The organism is Sphingobacterium sp. JB170, assembly GCF_900163865.1.
Classification (GTDB): Bacteria; Bacteroidota; Bacteroidia; order Sphingobacteriales; family Sphingobacteriaceae; genus Sphingobacterium.
Genome location: NZ_FUKU01000014.1, coordinates 16,826 through 35,593, shown reverse-complemented (window position 1 = coordinate 35,593; position 18,768 = coordinate 16,826). Strand labels below are relative to the sequence as shown.

Below are 18,768 nucleotides of genomic sequence, written 5' to 3'. Positions count from 1 at the left end.
TTGCGCCTTTATACCCTCAGCGCAATATATCATTCCGTTTAATTGGAGCACAAAGATATTATTTGTTTCTTTGTATTCCAAATAAAAAGCAAGATAAAATGTCGCACAAAGCAGGATTCGTAAGCATCATTGGGAAGCCCAACGCGGGTAAGTCCACACTAATGAACTCATTAGTAGGTGAAAAGATGTCTATTATTACACCCAAAGCACAGACTACTCGCCACCGAATAATTGGCATTGTTAACGACGAAGATCATCAAATCGTATTTTCCGATACACCGGGAGTCATAAAACCCAACTACTCTTTACAAGAATCGATGATGAATTTTGTTCAAGGTTCGCTAATCGACGCCGATGTTATACTATTTGTGACCGACATACATGAAAAATATGACGAGAATGATGTGATCGAAAAACTACGGAAGACCAGTTCACCCGTAGCTGTCCTCATCAATAAAGTAGATCGCTCAAGCGAGCAAGAAGTAATGGAAAAGATCGACTTTTGGAAACAACACCTCAATCCCGACGCCGTATTTGCAATCTCTGCGCTCCTAGGATATGGAGTAGGTGGAATCTTAGAATATATTAAAGAAAAATTACCGGTACATGCGCCGTATTACGAAAAAGATGAATTGACCGATAAAAACATGCGTTTCTTCGTTGCCGAAATGGTCCGTGAAAAAATATTTAAACTTTACGACAAAGAGATTCCTTATAGCACAGAAGTGATTATCACCTCTTACAAAGAAGAACCTACGATTACCCGTATCGCTGGAGAAATCATCGTCGAGCGCGATTCGCAAAAGAATATCATCATCGGCAAGGCCGGTAGTATGATCAAAAAGGTCGGAACCTATGCGCGTCAGGATATCGAAGAATTTATTGGCGGAAAAGTCTTCCTGGAACTTTTCGTAAAAGTGATTCCCGATTGGCGGTCCAAGAAAAACTACCTAAAACAATTCGGTTACGACATTTAATCAGAAAAATATTCTCGAAGTGCATTAACCTGTTTCAGGTTAAGCACTTTTAGCAAAGCTTCGTCGGAAGCTTCTTTGACTTTTTTTGTTGACTTAAAGGTTCTTAATAATTTATCCACCGACACTTTACCAACGCCCGGAACATTCTCTAAATCAGAAACAAAAGTTTTTCTACTTCGTTGGTTACGGTGAAACGTTATGCCAAACCTGTGCGCTTCGTCCCGTAAATGTTGAATGATCTTTAATGTCTCGGACCGTTTGTCAAGATAAAGCGGATATTGATCACCTGGGTAGTACAACTCTTCAAGGCGCTTCGCAATCCCGATAACGGTTACTTGCTTTTCAATCCCTAATAAGCGTAAACTCTTTAACGCTGCGCCTAGCTGGCCCTTTCCCCCATCAATGATGATAAGTTGAGGCAAGCCCTGTCCTTCATCCAGCGTGCGCCTGTAACGCCTAAAAACAGCTTCTTCCATGGTCGCAAAATCGTCTGGACCAACGACCGTCTTCACATTGAAATGCCGGTAATCTTTCTTTGAAGGCTTCGCGTCTTTAAATACGACAATTGCCGATACGGGGTAATTCCCCTGAATATTGGAGTTATCAAAACATTCAATATGCTGCGGCAAAACATTTAGCCGCAAATCTTTCTTCATTTGCGTAAGTATCCGTTCGGTTTTCACGTCTGGATTCAACTTTTCGTATTGTAGCATCCTTTCTTTTTTAAAATAAGCCACATTTTTATACGACAACTCGAGCAAATTTTTCTTCTCGCCAGCTTTCGGAGTGACAAACTTCAGCGTATCCCCCCCTTGAACGTCGATATCAAATGGTACGATTATCTCACTCGCGGTACTTCGAAAGCGACCCCTTATTTCCGGAATTGCCAGGGCGAGCAGTTCGGCTTCGGTCTCATCAAGCCTGCGCTTCATTTCGAGTGTTTGGGTCTGTATAATAACTCCGTGTGCTACTTTTAGGTAATTAACAAACGCGTAACTTTCATCCGAAGCAATATTAAACACATCCACATTATTGATCGAAGCGCTAACCACAGTCGATTTACTTTGGTAGCTGCTTAGCTTCTCAAGTTTCGATTTATATTTGTGTGCCGCCTCAAAATTAAGCACTGAGGTTGCCTCATTCATTTGTTGTTTTAGCCGCGCGGTCACCACGCCAATTTTTCCATTTAAAATATCCTTAATATCCGAGAGGTTCTGCGCGTAATTTTCTTCCGACTGATATCCTTCGCAAGGTCCCTTGCAGTTACCAATTTGATATTCCAAACAAACTTTATACTTTCCTTTTTGGATATTTTGCGGCGCGAGATTCAAATTACAGGTTCGCAAGGGGAAAAGCTCACGGATCATGTCCAGCACGATATGCATCATACCAACCGAGGCATACGGACCATAATAGCGAGACCCATCTTTGATATGTTGACGCGTCCAGAAAACACGTGGAAAATGTTCGTTCTTAATAACAATCCAGGGGTAAGTCTTGTCATCTTTTAAGAGTACGTTGTAGCGCGGCTTGTGTTTCTTAATAAGATTATTTTCTAGCAGCCAGGCATCAATTTCGGTATCAACAATTGTAAATGCAATACGATTGATCTTTCGAACAAGCACTCTGGTTTTGCTGTTTAGGTTATGGTTATTTACAAAATATGATCCTACTCTATTACGTAGATCCTTCGCTTTTCCTACGTATATAAGTACATCATCCTGATCGAAATACTGGTATACGCCAGGCCGATGAGGAATCTTTTTCAATTCTTCTTTGTAATTAAATGTCTGTTCGCTCATAAAATAAAAAAAAGCTGAGCATCAAATTTCGTAAAAATTTCCTGCTCAGCAATTTATATCAAGAATTAAACGCTTTAAAAGCCTAATCGATCATCATTCAGTTCAGCTTCTTCAGTCGGTGTGCCGTAAAACTTCACATACTTACTACAATCAATTTCCCGCGTAAGTCCGCCCGGTGGCAGTGGAAAATCCTCCTGGCTATAATGCAAACTTTTATCGTTAAAAACACGATTCATATACAATCCAAAAATAGGAAGCGCAGCCTGCGCTCCTTGCCCGAGTGCCATGCTATGGAAGCGTATCCCACGGTCCTCAGCGCCTGTCCAAACACCCGTCACGAGCTCCGGCGTAATCCCGATAAACCAAGCATCCGAGTTATCATTGGTCGTACCGGTTTTTCCTCCCATCGGGTTGGTGAGTCCCCCATATTCGGCCCTTCGCAAACGCGACCCCGTACCGCCGTCGACAACGCCTTTCAACATATCCACCATAATATAGGCAGATTCACTATTAATAGCCTTAACAACCTTAGGTGTCTTTTCATAGATTGGAGCGCCATTCTTATCTTCAATGCGTAAAATCATGGTTGGCTCTATCCATGTACCATGATTCACAAACGCAGAATAAGCACCTACCATATCGAATACCGAAGCCTCATAGGCGCCCAGCGCAATAGATGGATAACTCGGCACGTTGGAGGTAATCCCCATTTTCTTTGTCAAGGCCGCAACATTACCTGCCTGTACCTCATTGATGATATACGCCGAGGCAAAGTTTTGTGAATATTTTAACGCATTTTTAATCGTGATCGGATCCCCACCACGTGCCGTACCTCGTGGTGTCCAATTCCCGTATGTTCGCGAGTGATTAGGTACCGTAAAACAGGGAGAATAGCCGTTGTCAATCGCAACAGCGTAAGTAAACGGTTTTGCCGTTGACCCTACCTGACGTTCCGCTTGCTTGACATGGTCAAATTTAAAGTGCTCAAAATCGACGCCCCCGACCCATGCCTTAATATGCCCTGTTTTAGGCTCCATCGACATGACCGCATTTTGAAGAAATAACTTATTATAGCGTATCGAGTCCATAGGGGACATAATTGTATCAACACTACCTTTATAGGTGAACACAGACATCGGTACCTTTTTCTGAAATTCTAGTTTAATTTGCTCTTCAGATAAACCATCATCTTTTAACGTTCGATAGCGATCTGATCTGCGCATACCAGTCACCAATAAGTTGGCATTTTTACCTTTGAATGGGTCGATATTTTTATATTGTTTATCAAAATCACGCTGTAACTTTTCCATCCATTCCTTTTGGGCGGACTCCGCATGCTCCTGCATCGCAAAGTTAATTGGTGTATATACTCTCAACCCGTCGCGATCCAGATCGTATGGTGTACCATCCGCCTTGGTTATCGATAAACGCTTGAACTCAGATCTAATAACTCCTTTTAATACCGCGCGAAAATAAGGTGCTAGCCCTTCGCCATAACTGGAAATATTTAATTTCAAAGTGATCGGTGTGCTTTTCGCCTTCTCCAGTTCATCGTCGGTTAAAAAATTTTGACGTCCCATATTATTGAGCACTTGGTTTCGTCGTGCTAGTGCCCGTTCAGGGAATTTCACAGGTGAGTATAAATATGTACCTTTCAACATTCCAACTAATATCGCGGCCTCTTCAGGTTGTAGTTGATCAGGCGTTGTGTTGAAATAGGTTCGTGCGGCAGACTTAATACCAAATGTATTATAGGCACCGAAATCCACCGTATTAAAGTACATCGTGATAATCTCCTCTTTCGTATAACTCCTCTCTAAACGGACGGCAGTGATCCATTCCTGAAATTTCTGCATAATACGTTTTAACGTATTGCGCTCCCGCTTTTCCGAAAATAGATTTAAGGCAAGCTGCTGGGTAATGGTACTCCCTCCCTGCTTATTTCCCATCAACGTGTGAAACACAGTCGTGATTGTCCGGGAATAATCGATTCCGGAATGGCTGTAAAACCGCTTATCTTCCGTCGAAATTAGCGCTTCGACAAGGTTTGGTGAGAGTTCTGAGTATTTAACATTTGAACGGTTGTGCTTATAGTACGTACCTAAAACTTTTAAATCATCCGACAATACTTCGGAGGCTAGGTTACTTTTTGGGTTTTCTAACTCTTCGAACGACGGTAATTTACCGAAAACACCAATACGTACTGCAAAAATAAACAACGCAGCGATGACAAAAATTCCAAAAAGTATTTTCCAAAAGTTTCTCGTGTAACGTGTGATGTTTTCATCCGTCAACTTTTTTTGCTTCGATTCTCTCTTCATATTAATTAAAATACAATATCACTGTCGGTAAATTTCAATGCTACTCCAACAGTTTACGTGCCAATATTATTGTTGACAACTAAAGTCGTGTAATTCTTTAGTGTTACAGCCCTATATTAGCAAACAAAGGTAATATTCTCGCTGCGTAAGTTTTGAAATTTCTTAAAAAGTTTCCTTCAGTGCCGTCAAAAATCCACCTGGATCGGTGGTCGCCGGAACAACGTCCCCTGCAAAACCAGATTCAAAATGGGCTGTAACAAGCGCTGTTTTCGCTGGCGCTAATAACAAACCCATCGAGCTGAACAAAAACAACTTTGTCCCGGTAGCTCGTAGAAAAACCAAGAAATAATTTCCCATGAAGATTGAACAACCTGACGTTACAGCAAAACTAAGATCGCGCACCTAATTTCGTCCACCTTAACGGTTCCGGAGTCTGCCATATCCCCTATTTCTTCACGTCATACTATTTTACTCGCTCGATAAGGCATACTGCATATGCCACAACACCTTCTTCTCGACCAATAAACCCCATTGTTTCATTCGTGGTCGCTTTAATCGAGATATCTTCAATCTCCAAACCCGTTGCCTGGGCAATTTTCTCTTTCATTAAAGGGATATATGGCTTTATTTTCGGTGCCTCCAGACACAACATCCCGTCTATATTCCCTAATACAAATCCCTTTTCTGTGATCAAACGCACGCACTCCTCCAACAAAAAAAGACTACTTACTCCTTTCCAACGCATGTCGGTATTCGGGAAATGATAACCAATGTCTTCCAAGTTTGCCGCTCCTAGAATCGCATCACAAATAGCATGAACTAACACATCTGCATCGGAATGCCCGAAGGCCCCTGCATGATGCTCCATGTTTACTCCGCCTACAATGAAGGGATGTCCCGCTTTCATCTGATGAACGTCAAATCCAAATCCTACCTTAATTTTCATACCCGCTAATTTAGAAAATTATAAATGATACCTCACTATATCGGCAACAAATCCCTTAATGGATCAAAAAAACATTATAAAGCGCAGGACCGCGCAACATTTTTAACATTGATTTTGCAAATGTCATTATACACAGATCAATATTTAATTAGTACTTTTGAATTAGGTCGACAAGTTTCGTTTAAATAACAAAAAAGTAAAAAACACGAACACACCAAGGTTACTATTTGATTAAAAAGGTATTAATAAGTGAGTAAGGATAATAATGATATTGATAGTGCGATCATCCAAGATATCAGGAACGGTAACAATACGTCGATTGACCATATCTATCGATTATACTACCCTCCAATCGAAAAAATGATTCTGAATAATCAGGGCAGCCGAGAGGAGGCACAAGACATTTTTCAAGAAACAGTAATGGTACTCTACGACAAAGTGACGAACACAAACTTCGAACTTAGCAGTAAACTACAAACTTTCTTATACGCAATTTCATACCGATTATGGTTAAAACAACTTACTCGTGGCACATCCAAGTATAAGGTCGAACGTATCGACGAACAACATGAAGATGCGCTTGCAGCAGATGAAGCCGCGGAAGAGCACGAAGCGATGGAGGCTAATTTTGCAAACATGGAGGTCGCTTTAGATGGATTGGGAGAGCCTTGTAAAACCATCTTATATGACTTCTATATTAGCAATAAATCCATGACTGACATTTGTGAAAAATTTGGCTATACGAATACAGATAATGCCAAAACTCAAAAATACAAGTGCCTCCAACGCTTAAAGAAGATATTTTTTAAGAAATAAATTACCAGACAATAGAAAGCAATGAAGGTTTTAAGTCAACAAGAATTTTTAGAATGGGCCGATGCTTACCTCCGTGGCGAGCTCGCCATACAGGACCGTATTCGTTTTGAGGATTATTGTAAGACAAATTCTGTACATGCAGACCTATTCGCCGAACACCGCTCTTTTTTAGAGAAGCTGAAACGAACGAGCGATCGTATTAATTTTAAAAACACATTAAAGGAAACTGCACAGGTCTACCAAAAGCAAGTTTCTCCTAATAAACAATCACTCGTCATTACACTTTGGGACAAACTTAAATTAAACGTCGCAGTAGCTGCAGCCATTGCGATTGTATCGGTATTTTCGACTCTTTGGCTAACAGGATACTATTCAAACCTACGCAAAGCTACCTCAGATTACAGCGCATTACGCAGGGACATGAATTCTGTAAAACGCAACGTTAATGCGCAAAGTGCCGCAATCAAAAATATGAATAATAGTAAAGATGGTAATGAACCGATGCATTACGGTGCTACAGGATTTTCCATTACCCGAGACGGTTATGTAGTAACGAATTATCACGTTATTACCGGTGCTGACTCGGTGCACCTACAGAACCACAAAGGTGAGTCCTTTAAGGCGGATATCATATACACCAATGAAGATAAGGATATCGCAATCCTGCATATCAACGATTCTACTTTCAAATCCTCAAAGGCACTCCCCTATACTTTCAAGAAAAAAGATTCTGATTTAGGTGAAGATATTTATACGATAGGGTTTCCGAGAGATGAAGCCGTATATGGTCAAGGTTACTTGAGTTCCGCTACAGGTTATGCAGGCGATACGATCGCCTATCAAATTTCAATTCCGGTTAACCCAGGGAACAGTGGCGGTCCGGTGCTGGACAAAGATGGAAATGTAATTGGTATAATAAGCGGTAAACAAAAAGGAATTGACGGCGCTGCGTTTGCTATTAAAACCAAAGCACTGATGGAGACCCTGAATGATATCCCCGCCGATTCACTGCGAGGCAACGTCATTCTAGGTAATCGAAATTTACTCAACAGTTTATCGCGTACCGATCAGGTCAAAAAAATCCAAGACTTCATCTATTTAGTAAAAGTTTATTAAATTCCCGCAGCGTTAAGATATACAAACCGGGGAAGAAGATAGCCATTTTTTGACCATCTGCCCACTCACACCACCATACGTACCGTTCGGTATATTGGCGGTTCATTAAATATGAACGAGTTAAGTAGTATTTACAGCGTCTTTTAGATTGACAAATTCTGCATTCTTTTAAAATGCGTTGTCCAACCCATCAGTAACTGCCTGATCCGCTTCCGGTTCCTGTTCGTCCGGCGGAGGTTTACGCCAGGTTTCCTTCACACTCCACCTCACGAAGAACACTCTTGCCTTAGGTTAACGCTTCCATACCATCAAGGCGCGTTCGGTACTTACCGCCTTAGAGTACATGCCCCCATGCCGAGTGCACAACTAAAAAAGGCCCCTAGAATCTAGAAGGCCTTTAACATTTATAACACACGTTTTAAAGTCACCTATTTGTTCGGTTGTGGTGTAACGCGCAAGTACGGTTTTACTTCGTTGAACCCCTTAGGAAACTTAGCAGCGATATCTTCTGTTTTAATCGCTGGCACAACGATGACATCATCTCCATCATTCCAGTCTGCAGGAGTAGCAACAGAATAGTCTGCCGTAAGCTGCAAGGAGTCGATGACACGAAGTATTTCATTAAAGTTTCTTCCCGTAGAGGCAGGATATGTAAGGGTCAACTTGACTTTTTTATCCGGTCCGATTACGAACACCGAGCGTACGGTTGCTGTCGCCGAAGCATTGGGATGAATCATATCATACAGTTCCGACACCTTGCGATCTTTATCTGCAATGATCGGGAATTCCACATTCGTGTTTTGTGTCTCATTAATATCTTTAATCCAGCCCAAATGATCTTCGACAGAATCCACACTTAACGCTAAAACTTTTGTGTTGCGCTTCTCAAATTCCGATTTAAGTTGAGCAGTACGTCCCAACTCCGTAGTACACACCGGTGTGTAGTCAGAGGGGTGCGAATACAAAACTGCCCATCCACCATCGATGAACTCGTAAAAATCGATCGGCCCTATTGACGTTTCGGCCTGAAAATTCGGCGCGGTATCTCCTAATTTTAAACTCATATCGTTATTATTTATGTGGTTATTTAATCTTAATACTCTACAAATTTAGTAGATTAATTTGTTTTTCAAAATGTTAGCCACCGTTTTCAAAAAAACTTTATGAAGACACCATCGAGATTCAACGACTCGTAATTGCCCGCGCCATTTTAAAATCGCGAGCAATTCCTTTATTTTAACAGCTCATTTTCAATTTCGGTCATTCTTTCATAATCTTCGAAAGAAAATTGCTCTAATCGCTCAGAAGCGTGATTAAGTAATAACTTTGCTTTCCGAAACAGTGACTTTTTGAGTTCACTACTTACATTCGAAAACTTAGCATCATCCAGTATAAGCAGTCCTAAAGGTCGTATTTGTCCCTCCTGAAGGTCTTTATTTACGTAGGCGAATAATTCTTGCTCGGAAACTCCGTGTATCCAATCGCGCTCTTTTTGAAAAAAATTCAAATAGCCGTCTTCCAAAATATCAGCAGCAACGGGCTCATCGAAAGCATTATATTTATCCACAATTAAACGTAAAAACTTACCCAGTTCATTAGCCCAATCCACAATGCTATCTTTTTCGTATCGTATTCCCATTTTTAACGGATTTGTCCAGTACCGTTAACATACCATTTTTCGGTCACTAGCTTTTCTAAAGCAAATGGCCCGCGGGCATGTAATTTTTGTGTGGAAATTCCTATTTCAGCGCCCAGACCAAATTCTGCTCCGTCGGTAAACCGAGTCGATGCATTATGATACACTGCTGCTGCATCCACTGATTCCATAAATATCGAAACTTTTTCGGGATCATCAGACACAATACATTCGGAGTGTTTCGAGGAATGTTCTTCAATATGTTGCAGTGCCTCCTCAAAAGAATCAACTACCTTGATGGAACAACCTAGCGATAAAAACTCACGGCCAAAATCGCTCTCTGTAGCCTGTTTCAAATGCGGATAAGCCAGCTCGCCAAGCGTATCGTACGACCGCTTATCGGCATAAACTTCAACACCTGCCCTTTGAAAATTTGGAGACAGGGCCCGTAAAAATTCGTCCCTCACTGACGCATCGACCACGACCGTATCAAGCGCATTGCAGACAGAGGGTCTGGAAATTTTTGCATTCGCAACGATGCGCGCAGCTTGTAGAATATCGGCACTACTCTCCACATAAGTGTGACAAACGCCAGCCCCCGTCTCAATAACGGGCACTTTTGCGTTCTCGCGAACAAAATCAATGAGCCCTTGCGAGCCACGGGGTATTATAATATCGACATATTTAACGGCCAATAACAATTCGGTCACAAACGCGCGGTCAGTTGGTAGCAACTGCACAATATTAACATCTAAATCAAATTTAAACAGAACCTCGCGTATAATAGAAACCAAAATACTATTCGTGAACCAAGCGTCTGAACCACCGCGGAGCAGGCATACATTCGCCGAACGGATACAAAGCGCCGCAACGTCCACTGTAACATTAGGTCTAGATTCGTAGATTACGCCCACTACCCCTAAAGGGACAGTCTTCTTTTCGATGGACAGTCCATTTTCCAGCTTTTTTGACGAAAGGAGCACGCTCGCAGGATCAGGAAGACTTGCTATTTCCAGAATACTTGTTGACAAGCCATTTATACGCGACTCGTCAAGCGATAATCGGTCGTAGCGCGGGTCTGAAGGATCCATGCGCTCCAAATCTCGTTTATTCTCGGTTATAATAGTTCCTATCTTTGAACGGATGGCTCTCGAAATCTCCGATAACACGTCTTTACGTACATCATTCGTTAGCTGCCGAAGCTGCCGGCTGGCAACGCGCGCCGCTACCAATTCTTCTTTAATATTATCTCTCATTACATTAATACAATATTGTCTGCATGTGCAATTGCCACATTTTTTTTCTTTTGAATAGAATTCATATCTAACACGTCGATCTTGGCCTTCGCCACGGCAATAACGGCCCCATTCCGGTCCGCTATCTGAAATACTTCCCCCGTATCAAAAGACTGATTTATATGAATTACACCTACAGCTAGTAAACTTTTTCTGTTCTTTATCGCTTGCACCGCACCCTCGTCAATTTTCACTTGTGCTTTTATTATACTTCCACTGGCGAGCCACTTATTGCGAGACGATACCTTCTTGGCCAGTGCATGGCAGACGGTCCCGGTCGCCCCATTTACGGCTTTTATTATTGCTTCCGGAGTTTGCATACTAAAGATAACCGCTCGAACGCCCATCTGATTGGCAAGTCGCGCGAAATTAAGTTTGGAGGTCATCCCGCCTAAGCCTAAAGAGGATTTATCCTTACGTGCTAAAGAGAGCGCCTCTTTATCGATCACCTTGATCTCAGGTACGACATTACCTTTGGTATCAAGCACCCCAGGCACTGAAGTACTAAAAAGAATTTGTTCCGCATCAAAACCGACTCCTATCATCGTGGCTAACTCATCATTATCAGAGAATTTCAGTTCTGTATTGCTAACCACGTCATTTTCATTTGCAATTGGAATAACGTTGTTTTTCCATAACTCCATGTACGTATCTTTAAGCTGCAAGAACTGTGCCCGGTTGGCAAAATGTTGTCGTTCACATAAACTCTGTGCCAAGGCAATTCCAAAGGGCTTAAAATAGGTACTATATTTACGGACGAGTAAGGGGTTACCAATCGCTGCCGCCGCTTTACGCTCGGACAAAGTACCTGCATAATTAACCAAAAAACGCTTACCCGCAGCAACTGCACCCGAGGAAACAAGTACGATATTGTACGTGCTTTGTAATTGCGCGGTTTGTCTTGCTATTTCAAGCACAATCCGCTCATCAATCTCTCCCCCTTTGGTTGTAATGGATGCCGATCCAAATTTAATAACCAATACTGGTTTTTTCATTCCATTAATAATTTGATAAAAAACATGCTCATTAACACGGCTTTTGTAAATGTAATAAGCTTTTTATTAAAAACCGACTAATAACCACTAAAAAACAAATAGCAGCTCGTCCAATCTGCTTGACGTTGGTACGATTTATGCCCTACACAAGCTAAAAACTAATTTATGAGATATTTATCCTTGATCCTGTTTGTTTATCTTCTAAATGCCTGTCAGGGTGCGAAAAAGAATAGTGAAAGCCAAAGCGACTCCCCCTCCTCTATAGTCGTTGGAAACGAAAAAGATAAAAACGGTTGCTTAGTATCTGCTGGCTACACCTGGTCGAAGTTAAAAGAAGAATGTATACGACCGTGGGAAGGAACGATCACCTTAAACATCACCGATACGAGTGCCAATTACGAAACCGCAGCATTTGTACTTATTGACTCCATACAACATAAAGCTGAATTATTCCTTAAAGAAGAAACTGAAAGTGTCGTGTTGGAGAATAAGTCACCAAATTTATTCGCCTCGCACGACTATCAACTAAAACACCAAGATCATTGCTGGTCAGTTGTCCATGACAAACAAACACTTTACGAGGAAAAAAAATAACGGATTACTTTACGCCAAACTTTTCTTGATATAGTTGCTCCATTGCAAACATTTCGTCGCGTAACTTCGCTGCGGCGAGGAAATCCATGTCCTTAGCCGCTTTATCCATCTGTTTACGGACATTTTCAATGGCTTTTGTAAGATCTTTATTACCGAGGTGGTTCATTACCGGATCAGCTGCAATTAACGATGCTGCATCAGGTTCAATGTAGGCTTTCCCTTCAACTGATTTAAAATCGGCAACGGAAGTCTGCTCGATGATTTCCTCTCGAGTTTTCCCTACAGTCCGCGGAGTAATGCCATGCTCTAAATTATAGGCTAATTGCTTTTCGCGCCGTCTATTTGTTTCATCGATGGTTACGCGCATACTGTCGGTCATTTTATCCGCATACATCACAACCCTTCCGCGATCGTTACGCGCCGCGCGTCCAATCGTCTGTATCAAAGACCGGTACGAACGCAAGAAACCTTCTTTGTCAGCATCCAAAATCGCCACCAGCGTTACTTCAGGTAAATCTAAACCCTCACGTAACAAGTTGACGCCAACCAAAACATCGAATTCACCTAACCGTAACCCACGCAAGATTTCTACTCGTTCGAGCGTTTTTATTTCCGAATGGATGTACCGAACTTTGACATTTAAACGGTTCATATATTTAGTGAGCTCTTCAGCCATACGCTTGGTAAGTGTCGTCGCTAAGATCCGCCCCCCTTCTTTAATCGTCTTATCAACTTCTTCCAAGAAATCATCGACCTGGTTTACTGCCGGGTGCACTTCTATAATAGGATCGAGAAGGCCCGTCGGACGGATAACCTGCTCCACGACAACTCCTTCGGTTTGTTGTAATTCATAATCTCCCGGAGTAGCAGAGACATAGACCGTTTGATTGGTTAATGATTCGAATTCCGAGAAATTAAGCGGCCGATTATCAAGCGCCGCGGGAAGCCTAAATCCGTGTTCTACTAAGGACACTTTGCGCGAACGGTCGCCCCCATACATCGCCCGAAGTTGCGGGAGTGTTACGTGGCTTTCGTCGATAATGAGTAAGTAATCTTCTGGAAAGTAATCCAATAAGCAGAAAGGTCGCATGCCGGCCGTACGTCCATCAAAAAATCGCGAGTAATTTTCAATTCCTGAACAATACCCCAATTCACGCATCATTTCCAAGTCATAATTTACGCGCTCCTCAAGACGTTTGGCTTCTAACATACGCCCTTCCTCTTCGAGCTGCGTCGTACGCTGTACCAATTCATCCTGAATGGCCCATATCGAGCTGGTAAATTTTTCTTTCGGTGTAACAAATAAATTTGCCGGGAACAAAGCTATATCCTCGATTTTATTAATCGTTTTTCCCGAAATGGGGTCAATCTCACTAATTTCATCAATCTCATCGCCGAAAAAAGATATTCGAAATGCATAGTCTAAATACGCCGGAAATATATCAACCACGTCGCCTTTTACACGAAACGTTCCACGTTTGAAATCGGTAGTGGTTCGCGCATAAAGAATTTCAACCAAGCGGTGTAAAAATGCATTTCTACTCACGGTCATACCGACCGCGAATCGGAAAATCGACCGTGAAAAATCCTCAGGATTACCCATACCATAAATACAGGAAACCGAAGACACCACCACAATATCTCGCCGGCCAGACATCAATGATGAAGTCGTTGCCAAACGCAGCTTCTCAATTTCTTCATTGATCGCTAAATCTTTCTCGATGTACGTGTTCGATGAGGCAATAAATGCTTCAGGCTGGTAGTAATCATAATAAGAAACGAAATAATTCACCGCATTCTCGGGGAAGAATTGTTTAAACTCGCCATACAACTGCGCTGCCAATGTCTTGTTGTGGCTTAAAATCAACGCAGGACGTTGTGTCTGCTGAATGAGATTAGCGACAGTAAAAGTCTTTCCCGATCCCGTGACCCCCAGGAGCGTCTGATAGCGTTCCCCCTGGTTCACACCGTCCACTAACTCTTTTATCGCATGGGGTTGGTCTCCGGTAGGCTTATAATCCGATGTCAATTCAAACTTCATATTTATTGGGATTAGACAAAATCAAAAATACTAAAAAAAATAAACTTTGAGGCTTCACTGGGAAGTACTTCATTTTTGCAAGCCATCGAAACTTTAACAGATTATGGGCTACAGTAAAGAAGAATAACATACAGCGAGAAAACGTAGAACCCGCAGGACGGCGATAGCGTTACAGCATAAAATTTGTATATTCGTAAAACACTTCAACCACACTGTTATGGTAACGATATTAACAAAAGAAAACAGTATTGCAAACCATTATATGGTGGAACTACGGGACGTCGAAATTCAAAAAGACAGTATGCGTTTTAGGTACAATCTAGAGCGGCTTGGCGAGATCATCGCCTATGAAATTAGCAAGACATTAAGTTATAAACCAGTTACTGTCGAGACCCCTTTAGGAACGGCAAATCACAATGTTTTAGAGGAGCAACCCGTATTAGCCACCATTATCCGGGCCGGGTTACCGTTCCATCAAGGCATGCTACGCGTATTTGACAAAGCGCCAAATGCATTTATGGCCGCATACCGACACACCAAGAAAAGTGGCGAAATGGAGATCCAAAAAAAATATTCCAACAGTCCGAATCTCGATGAAAAGATAGTTATCGTTGCCGATCCGATGCTCGCCACCGGACGCAGTCTGGTATTATGTTGTCAAGACTTACTGGCCGACTATAACATTAAAGAGTTACACATTGCAGCGGTGATTGCCTCGGAAGAAGGTCTCCAGCATGTTCAAGCCTTTTTACCGGATGCACATATTTGGATCGCGGCGGTGGACAACGAGCTTACTTCGAAAGCATATATCGTTCCCGGACTTGGCGACGCAGGGGACTTAGCATACGGTAAAAAAGAAGGATAATCTACGTAAATATTAACATCAACATAATAGACAATTAACACAGTATGAAATTTTTATCGATAACTTTAGTAATAAAACATATATATTATGATTTGGCAACATTACAATGGAGAGGTTATCCGAACCCCAATCAACACGGCTGTTGAAGAAATCATCAAAAAAGAAACACGCTTAGGCAATGAACTGAAAGTTTACATTGGAACAGACTCACAAGTCAAACGCGGGGTTATAGAATTTGCTACCGTAATCGTTTTCCTTCGCGAACATAAGGGAGGTTTCATGTTTATTCACCGCGATCGAAACAGTCAAACGATGACTATCAAAGAGCGTATGCTAACTGAAGTCCAAAAATCGATTGATATCGCTTTTAACTTATGTCCACTACTCGAACAATACCATGTAGATTTGGAAGTGCATGCGGACATCAACACCAATCCAAACTTTGAGTCCAACGTCGCTTTGAAAGAAGCCATGGGGTATATCCTGGGAATGGGCTTTCGCTTCAAGGCAAAACCAGAGTCATTTGCGAGCACCAACTGCGCAAATAAAATAGTACAATAAAAGTATTCACTCTTCATTTTTCAACGATCGTCGCTCGATTTTTCCACGATCCCCCATATTCTTCCGATTTTGCATTGTTTTTTCTGGGTTCATACAGAATCTTGTTTACACATTTCTTATTATTGTAATATTCACCGACTGGTGTAATCGAATGCCGGTCAAAAAAAATACGTTTTGCCAAGCACAGATACCGTTAAAATTGCAATTGTCGGCCCTGAATCTACGGGAAAATCAACTATTGCACGGCAGTTAGCAGCACATATGGAAAGCTTATGCGTTCCCGAATATGCCCGATACTATTGCAAAAATTTAAACAAAAACTACACCTTGCAGGACGAAGTAAATATGTTCTACGGGCAGATCGCATTGGAGGAAGCCATACTACATAGCAGCAGGAATAACCTCGTTTTTTGTGATACTACGATACTGACGGTAAAAATTTGGAGTGACCACCTGTTCGGTACAACCCCCAAAGAAGTCACCGATGAAATAAGTGATCGCCCTTATGATCTGTATCTATTGATGGATATCGATTTACCCTGGATTGATGATCCATTGCGCGATTTCCCCAATGAACGGGAGCACTTCAAGCAAATATGGATCCGGGAGCTCCATGCACTAGAGGCTAACTATACAATCATTTCTGGCCAAGGGGGAGAGCGTTTTACAAATGCATTAAAAACCACGAACGATTTTCTAATACGTTAATGGCCACGACCGGTTCACTTACTCCGAAAATATGCTGATAATGACTAATAGCGATATGCATCCGGTTTATACGGGCCTTGAATTGTAACACCAATATAAGCCGCTTGTTCATTGGTTAACGTATCGAGTTCAACACCGATATGTTCTAAGTGTAATCGAGCAACTTTCTCGTCCAAACTTTTTGGCAGCGTATAGACTTTCTTTTCGTATAAGTCTGTATTAGTCCACAACTCAATCTGTGCAAGAGTTTGATTCGTGAACGAGTTAGACATTACAAAAGAAGGGTGCCCCGTTGCGCAGCCTAAGTTTACTAAGCGTCCCTCGGCAAGCAAAATTATGTCTTTCCCTTCAACGGTATACTTATCGACCTGTGGTTTAATTTCCATCTTGTTGGCTCCATAATTCGTATTTAGCCAGGAAACGTCGATTTCATTATCAAAGTGACCGATGTTACAGACCACCGTTTTATCTTTCATTAACTTGAAATGCTCGGGACGTACAATATCTTTATTTCCTGTTGTGGTCACTACAATATTTGCCTCTTTTACCGCATCCGTCATTTTCTTGACTTCAAATCCCTCCATTGCCGCTTGAAGAGCACAAATAGGATCAATTTCGGTAACAATTACACGAACGCCTGCGGAGCGTAATGATTCTGCAGAACCTTTCCCCACGTCGCCATACCCCGCCACAACGCCAACCTTGCCCGCAAGCATCAAATCAGTAGCCCGCCGGATAGCGTCAACTAACGATTCACGGCACCCATATTTATTATCAAATTTGGATTTAGTAACAGAGTCATTCACGTTAATTGCAGGTATATATAGTGAGCCGTTATTCATCCGTTCATACAAACGATGTACGCCCGTAGTCGTTTCTTCCGAAAGCCCGCGAATGCCTTCAATTAATGCTGGAAATTGATCAAAAACCATATTAGTTAAATCGCCTCCATCATCGAGTATCATGTTCAGTGGTTGACGAACTTGTCCAAAGAATAAGGTTTGTTCAATACACCAATTGAACTCTTCTTCGGTCATTCCTTTCCACGCGTATACCGGAATCCCTGCCGCGGCTATCGCTGCAGCTGCATGATCTTGCGTAGAAAAGATATTACACGAGGACCATGAAACCTCTGCACCTAGGGCTACCAAAGTCTCGATTAATACCGCAGTTTGAATCGTCATATGCAGGCATCCGGCAATACGCGCACCGTGGAGTGGCTTCTGGTTTCCATATTCCTCACGCAAACTCATCAATCCAGGCATTTCAGCTTCGGCCAACTCTATTTCTTTTCGCCCCCATTGGGCGAGACCTATATCTTTCACCTTATAGGGGATATAAGCTGATTCTGTAATAGTCATAATTCTATCGTTTATATAAACAAAAATAACCGTTATCCTCCTGATTTCAAAGACAGTTCAATACCTAAATCACAAATTCTGACATAATCCTGAGGATCTAATATTGATTAAAGGGAAACAAACTGTTATCTTTGTATTAGTTGTCTTTTGAGCCAGCTTTTAATTAAAATTGAATTAAAAAAAATAACGAGATGTATCCAGAATATTTAGTAGCTCCAATGCGTCAAGAACTAGTTGACGCGGGATTTCAAGAATTAAAAAATGCCGGCGAGGTTGATGCGGCAATACCTGCTGAGGGAACTGTTTTTGTAGTTGTAAATTCTGTATGTGGCTGTGCAGCAGCAAATGCACGGCCTGCGGCAAAATTTGCAGTAGAAAACGGTAAAAAACCAAGTAAATTGGTAACCGTCTTTGCGGGAATGGACAAAGATGCCGTAGATAAGGCACGTAATTATATGTTACCTTATCCCCCATCGTCTCCTGCAATGGCCCTTTTCAAAGATGGAAAACTGGTTCATATGATCGAAAGACACATGATCGAAGGCCGCCCAGCACAAATGATTGCGGACAACTTGATCGCCGCATTTGATGAACATTGTTAATTCAAACAATAATCTTCCAACAGTTTATTGAAAGAATTTGAACAAAGGAAATCCTTGCCGCGCAAAATGGCAAGGATTTTCTATTTATAAACCTCGCGTTGTTACACGGCTCACAGTTATTTCGTATTTTAG

At 41.8% G+C, this 18,768-nt stretch carries 18 protein-coding genes; 8 read left to right on the top strand and 10 right to left on the bottom strand.

Translation table 11 applies throughout. From position 1 onward, the window contains the following. Positions 1-98: 98 nt before the first annotated feature. Positions 99-977, top strand: coding sequence for a GTPase Era (era, locus tag FM107_RS03990; protein ID WP_086947238.1), 879 nt, complete (start codon positions 99-101; stop codon positions 975-977). Here era and uvrC read toward each other — a convergent pair. From uvrC to ispF, 4 genes are all read right to left on the bottom strand, one after another. Then, positions 974-2,779 carry an excinuclease ABC subunit UvrC gene (gene uvrC / locus FM107_RS03985; protein WP_086947237.1) on the bottom strand — a complete coding sequence of 602 codons (1,806 nt, stop codon included), beginning with the start codon at positions 2,777-2,779 and terminating at the stop codon, positions 974-976. The genes era and uvrC overlap by 4 nt on opposite strands. A 74-nt stretch (positions 2,780-2,853) precedes the next feature. Further along, complete coding sequence (locus tag FM107_RS03980) at positions 2,854-5,100, bottom strand: penicillin-binding protein 1A (RefSeq protein ID WP_086947236.1); 2,247 nt, start codon at positions 5,098-5,100, stop codon at positions 2,854-2,856. A gap of 162 nt (positions 5,101-5,262) precedes the next feature. Continuing rightward, positions 5,263-5,457 carry a hypothetical protein gene (locus tag FM107_RS03975; protein ID WP_086947235.1) on the bottom strand — a complete coding sequence of 65 codons (195 nt, stop codon included), beginning with the start codon at positions 5,455-5,457 and terminating at the stop codon, positions 5,263-5,265. A 106-nt stretch (positions 5,458-5,563) separates the two neighbouring features. Then, positions 5,564-6,046 (bottom strand): 2-C-methyl-D-erythritol 2,4-cyclodiphosphate synthase, encoded by a 483-nt coding sequence (ispF, locus tag FM107_RS03970; RefSeq protein ID WP_086947234.1) that lies wholly within the window; start codon positions 6,044-6,046, stop codon positions 5,564-5,566. 249 nt (positions 6,047-6,295) lie between these two features. On the opposite strand from ispF, the gene FM107_RS03965 reads away from it, so the two are divergent. Together FM107_RS03965 and FM107_RS03960 are read left to right on the top strand one after the other, a co-directional pair. After that, positions 6,296-6,862 carry an RNA polymerase sigma factor gene (locus FM107_RS03965; RefSeq protein WP_086947233.1) on the top strand — a complete coding sequence of 189 codons (567 nt, stop codon included), beginning with the start codon at positions 6,296-6,298 and terminating at the stop codon, positions 6,860-6,862. Positions 6,863-6,883: 21 nt separating this feature from the next. Continuing rightward, complete coding sequence (locus FM107_RS03960; protein ID WP_086947232.1) at positions 6,884-7,978, top strand: S1C family serine protease; 1,095 nt, start codon at positions 6,884-6,886, stop codon at positions 7,976-7,978. Between the two features lie 428 nt (positions 7,979-8,406). On the opposite strand, the gene FM107_RS03955 is transcribed toward FM107_RS03960, so the two are convergent. The 4 genes from FM107_RS03955 to proB all read right to left on the bottom strand — a co-directional run bounded on the left by FM107_RS03955 (position 8,407) and on the right by proB (position 11,904). After that, positions 8,407-9,042: a peroxiredoxin gene (locus tag FM107_RS03955; RefSeq protein ID WP_086947231.1), complete on the bottom strand. Its 636-nt coding sequence runs from the start codon at positions 9,040-9,042 to the stop codon at positions 8,407-8,409. 167 nt (positions 9,043-9,209) lie between these two features. Then, on the bottom strand, positions 9,210-9,617 hold the full coding sequence (locus FM107_RS03950; protein ID WP_086947230.1) for a hypothetical protein: 408 nt from the start codon (positions 9,615-9,617) through the stop codon (positions 9,210-9,212). A 2-nt stretch (positions 9,618-9,619) separates the two neighbouring features. Then, entirely contained in the window at positions 9,620-10,870 is a 1,251-nt protein-coding gene (locus tag FM107_RS03945; RefSeq protein WP_086947229.1) for a glutamate-5-semialdehyde dehydrogenase, read from the bottom strand. After that, complete coding sequence (gene proB / locus FM107_RS03940; RefSeq protein ID WP_086947228.1) at positions 10,870-11,904, bottom strand: glutamate 5-kinase; 1,035 nt, start codon at positions 11,902-11,904, stop codon at positions 10,870-10,872. Before proB ends, FM107_RS03945 begins: the two co-directional genes overlap by 1 nt. 165 nt (positions 11,905-12,069) lie before the next feature. Here proB and FM107_RS03935 point away from each other — a divergent pair, with 165 nt between their 5' ends. Continuing rightward, positions 12,070-12,498, top strand: a complete 429-nt coding sequence (locus FM107_RS03935) for a hypothetical protein (RefSeq protein ID WP_086947227.1) — start codon at positions 12,070-12,072, stop codon at positions 12,496-12,498. Between the two features lie 4 nt (positions 12,499-12,502). Here FM107_RS03935 and uvrB read toward each other — a convergent pair whose 3' ends face one another. Next, positions 12,503-14,539: an excinuclease ABC subunit UvrB gene (gene uvrB, locus FM107_RS03930; protein WP_086947226.1), complete on the bottom strand. Its 2,037-nt coding sequence runs from the start codon at positions 14,537-14,539 to the stop codon at positions 12,503-12,505. A 217-nt stretch (positions 14,540-14,756) separates the two neighbouring features. Between uvrB and upp the strand changes: the two genes are divergently transcribed. The 3 genes from upp (at position 14,757) to FM107_RS03915 (ending at position 16,673) form a co-directional block, all read left to right on the top strand. Continuing rightward, positions 14,757-15,404, top strand: a complete 648-nt coding sequence (gene upp, locus FM107_RS03925) for a uracil phosphoribosyltransferase (protein WP_086947225.1) — start codon at positions 14,757-14,759, stop codon at positions 15,402-15,404. Positions 15,405-15,491: 87 nt separating this feature from the next. Next, positions 15,492-15,965 (top strand): ribonuclease H-like YkuK family protein, encoded by a 474-nt coding sequence (locus FM107_RS03920; protein ID WP_086947224.1) that lies wholly within the window; start codon positions 15,492-15,494, stop codon positions 15,963-15,965. 174 nt (positions 15,966-16,139) lie between these two features. Continuing rightward, the gene (locus FM107_RS03915) at positions 16,140-16,673 is read left to right on the top strand and encodes an AAA family ATPase (protein WP_086947223.1); all 534 of its coding nucleotides are present in this window, start codon (positions 16,140-16,142) and stop codon (positions 16,671-16,673) included. Between the two features lie 44 nt (positions 16,674-16,717). Here the strand turns inward: FM107_RS03915 and ahcY are convergent, their stop codons facing one another. Further along, complete coding sequence (gene ahcY / locus FM107_RS03910; protein ID WP_086947222.1) at positions 16,718-18,034, bottom strand: adenosylhomocysteinase; 1,317 nt, start codon at positions 18,032-18,034, stop codon at positions 16,718-16,720. 191 nt (positions 18,035-18,225) lie between these two features. Between ahcY and FM107_RS03905 the strand changes: the two genes are divergently transcribed. Continuing rightward, on the top strand, positions 18,226-18,636 hold the full coding sequence (locus tag FM107_RS03905) for a BrxA/BrxB family bacilliredoxin (protein WP_086947221.1): 411 nt from the start codon (positions 18,226-18,228) through the stop codon (positions 18,634-18,636). The last annotated feature ends 132 nt before the right edge of the window (positions 18,637-18,768 follow it).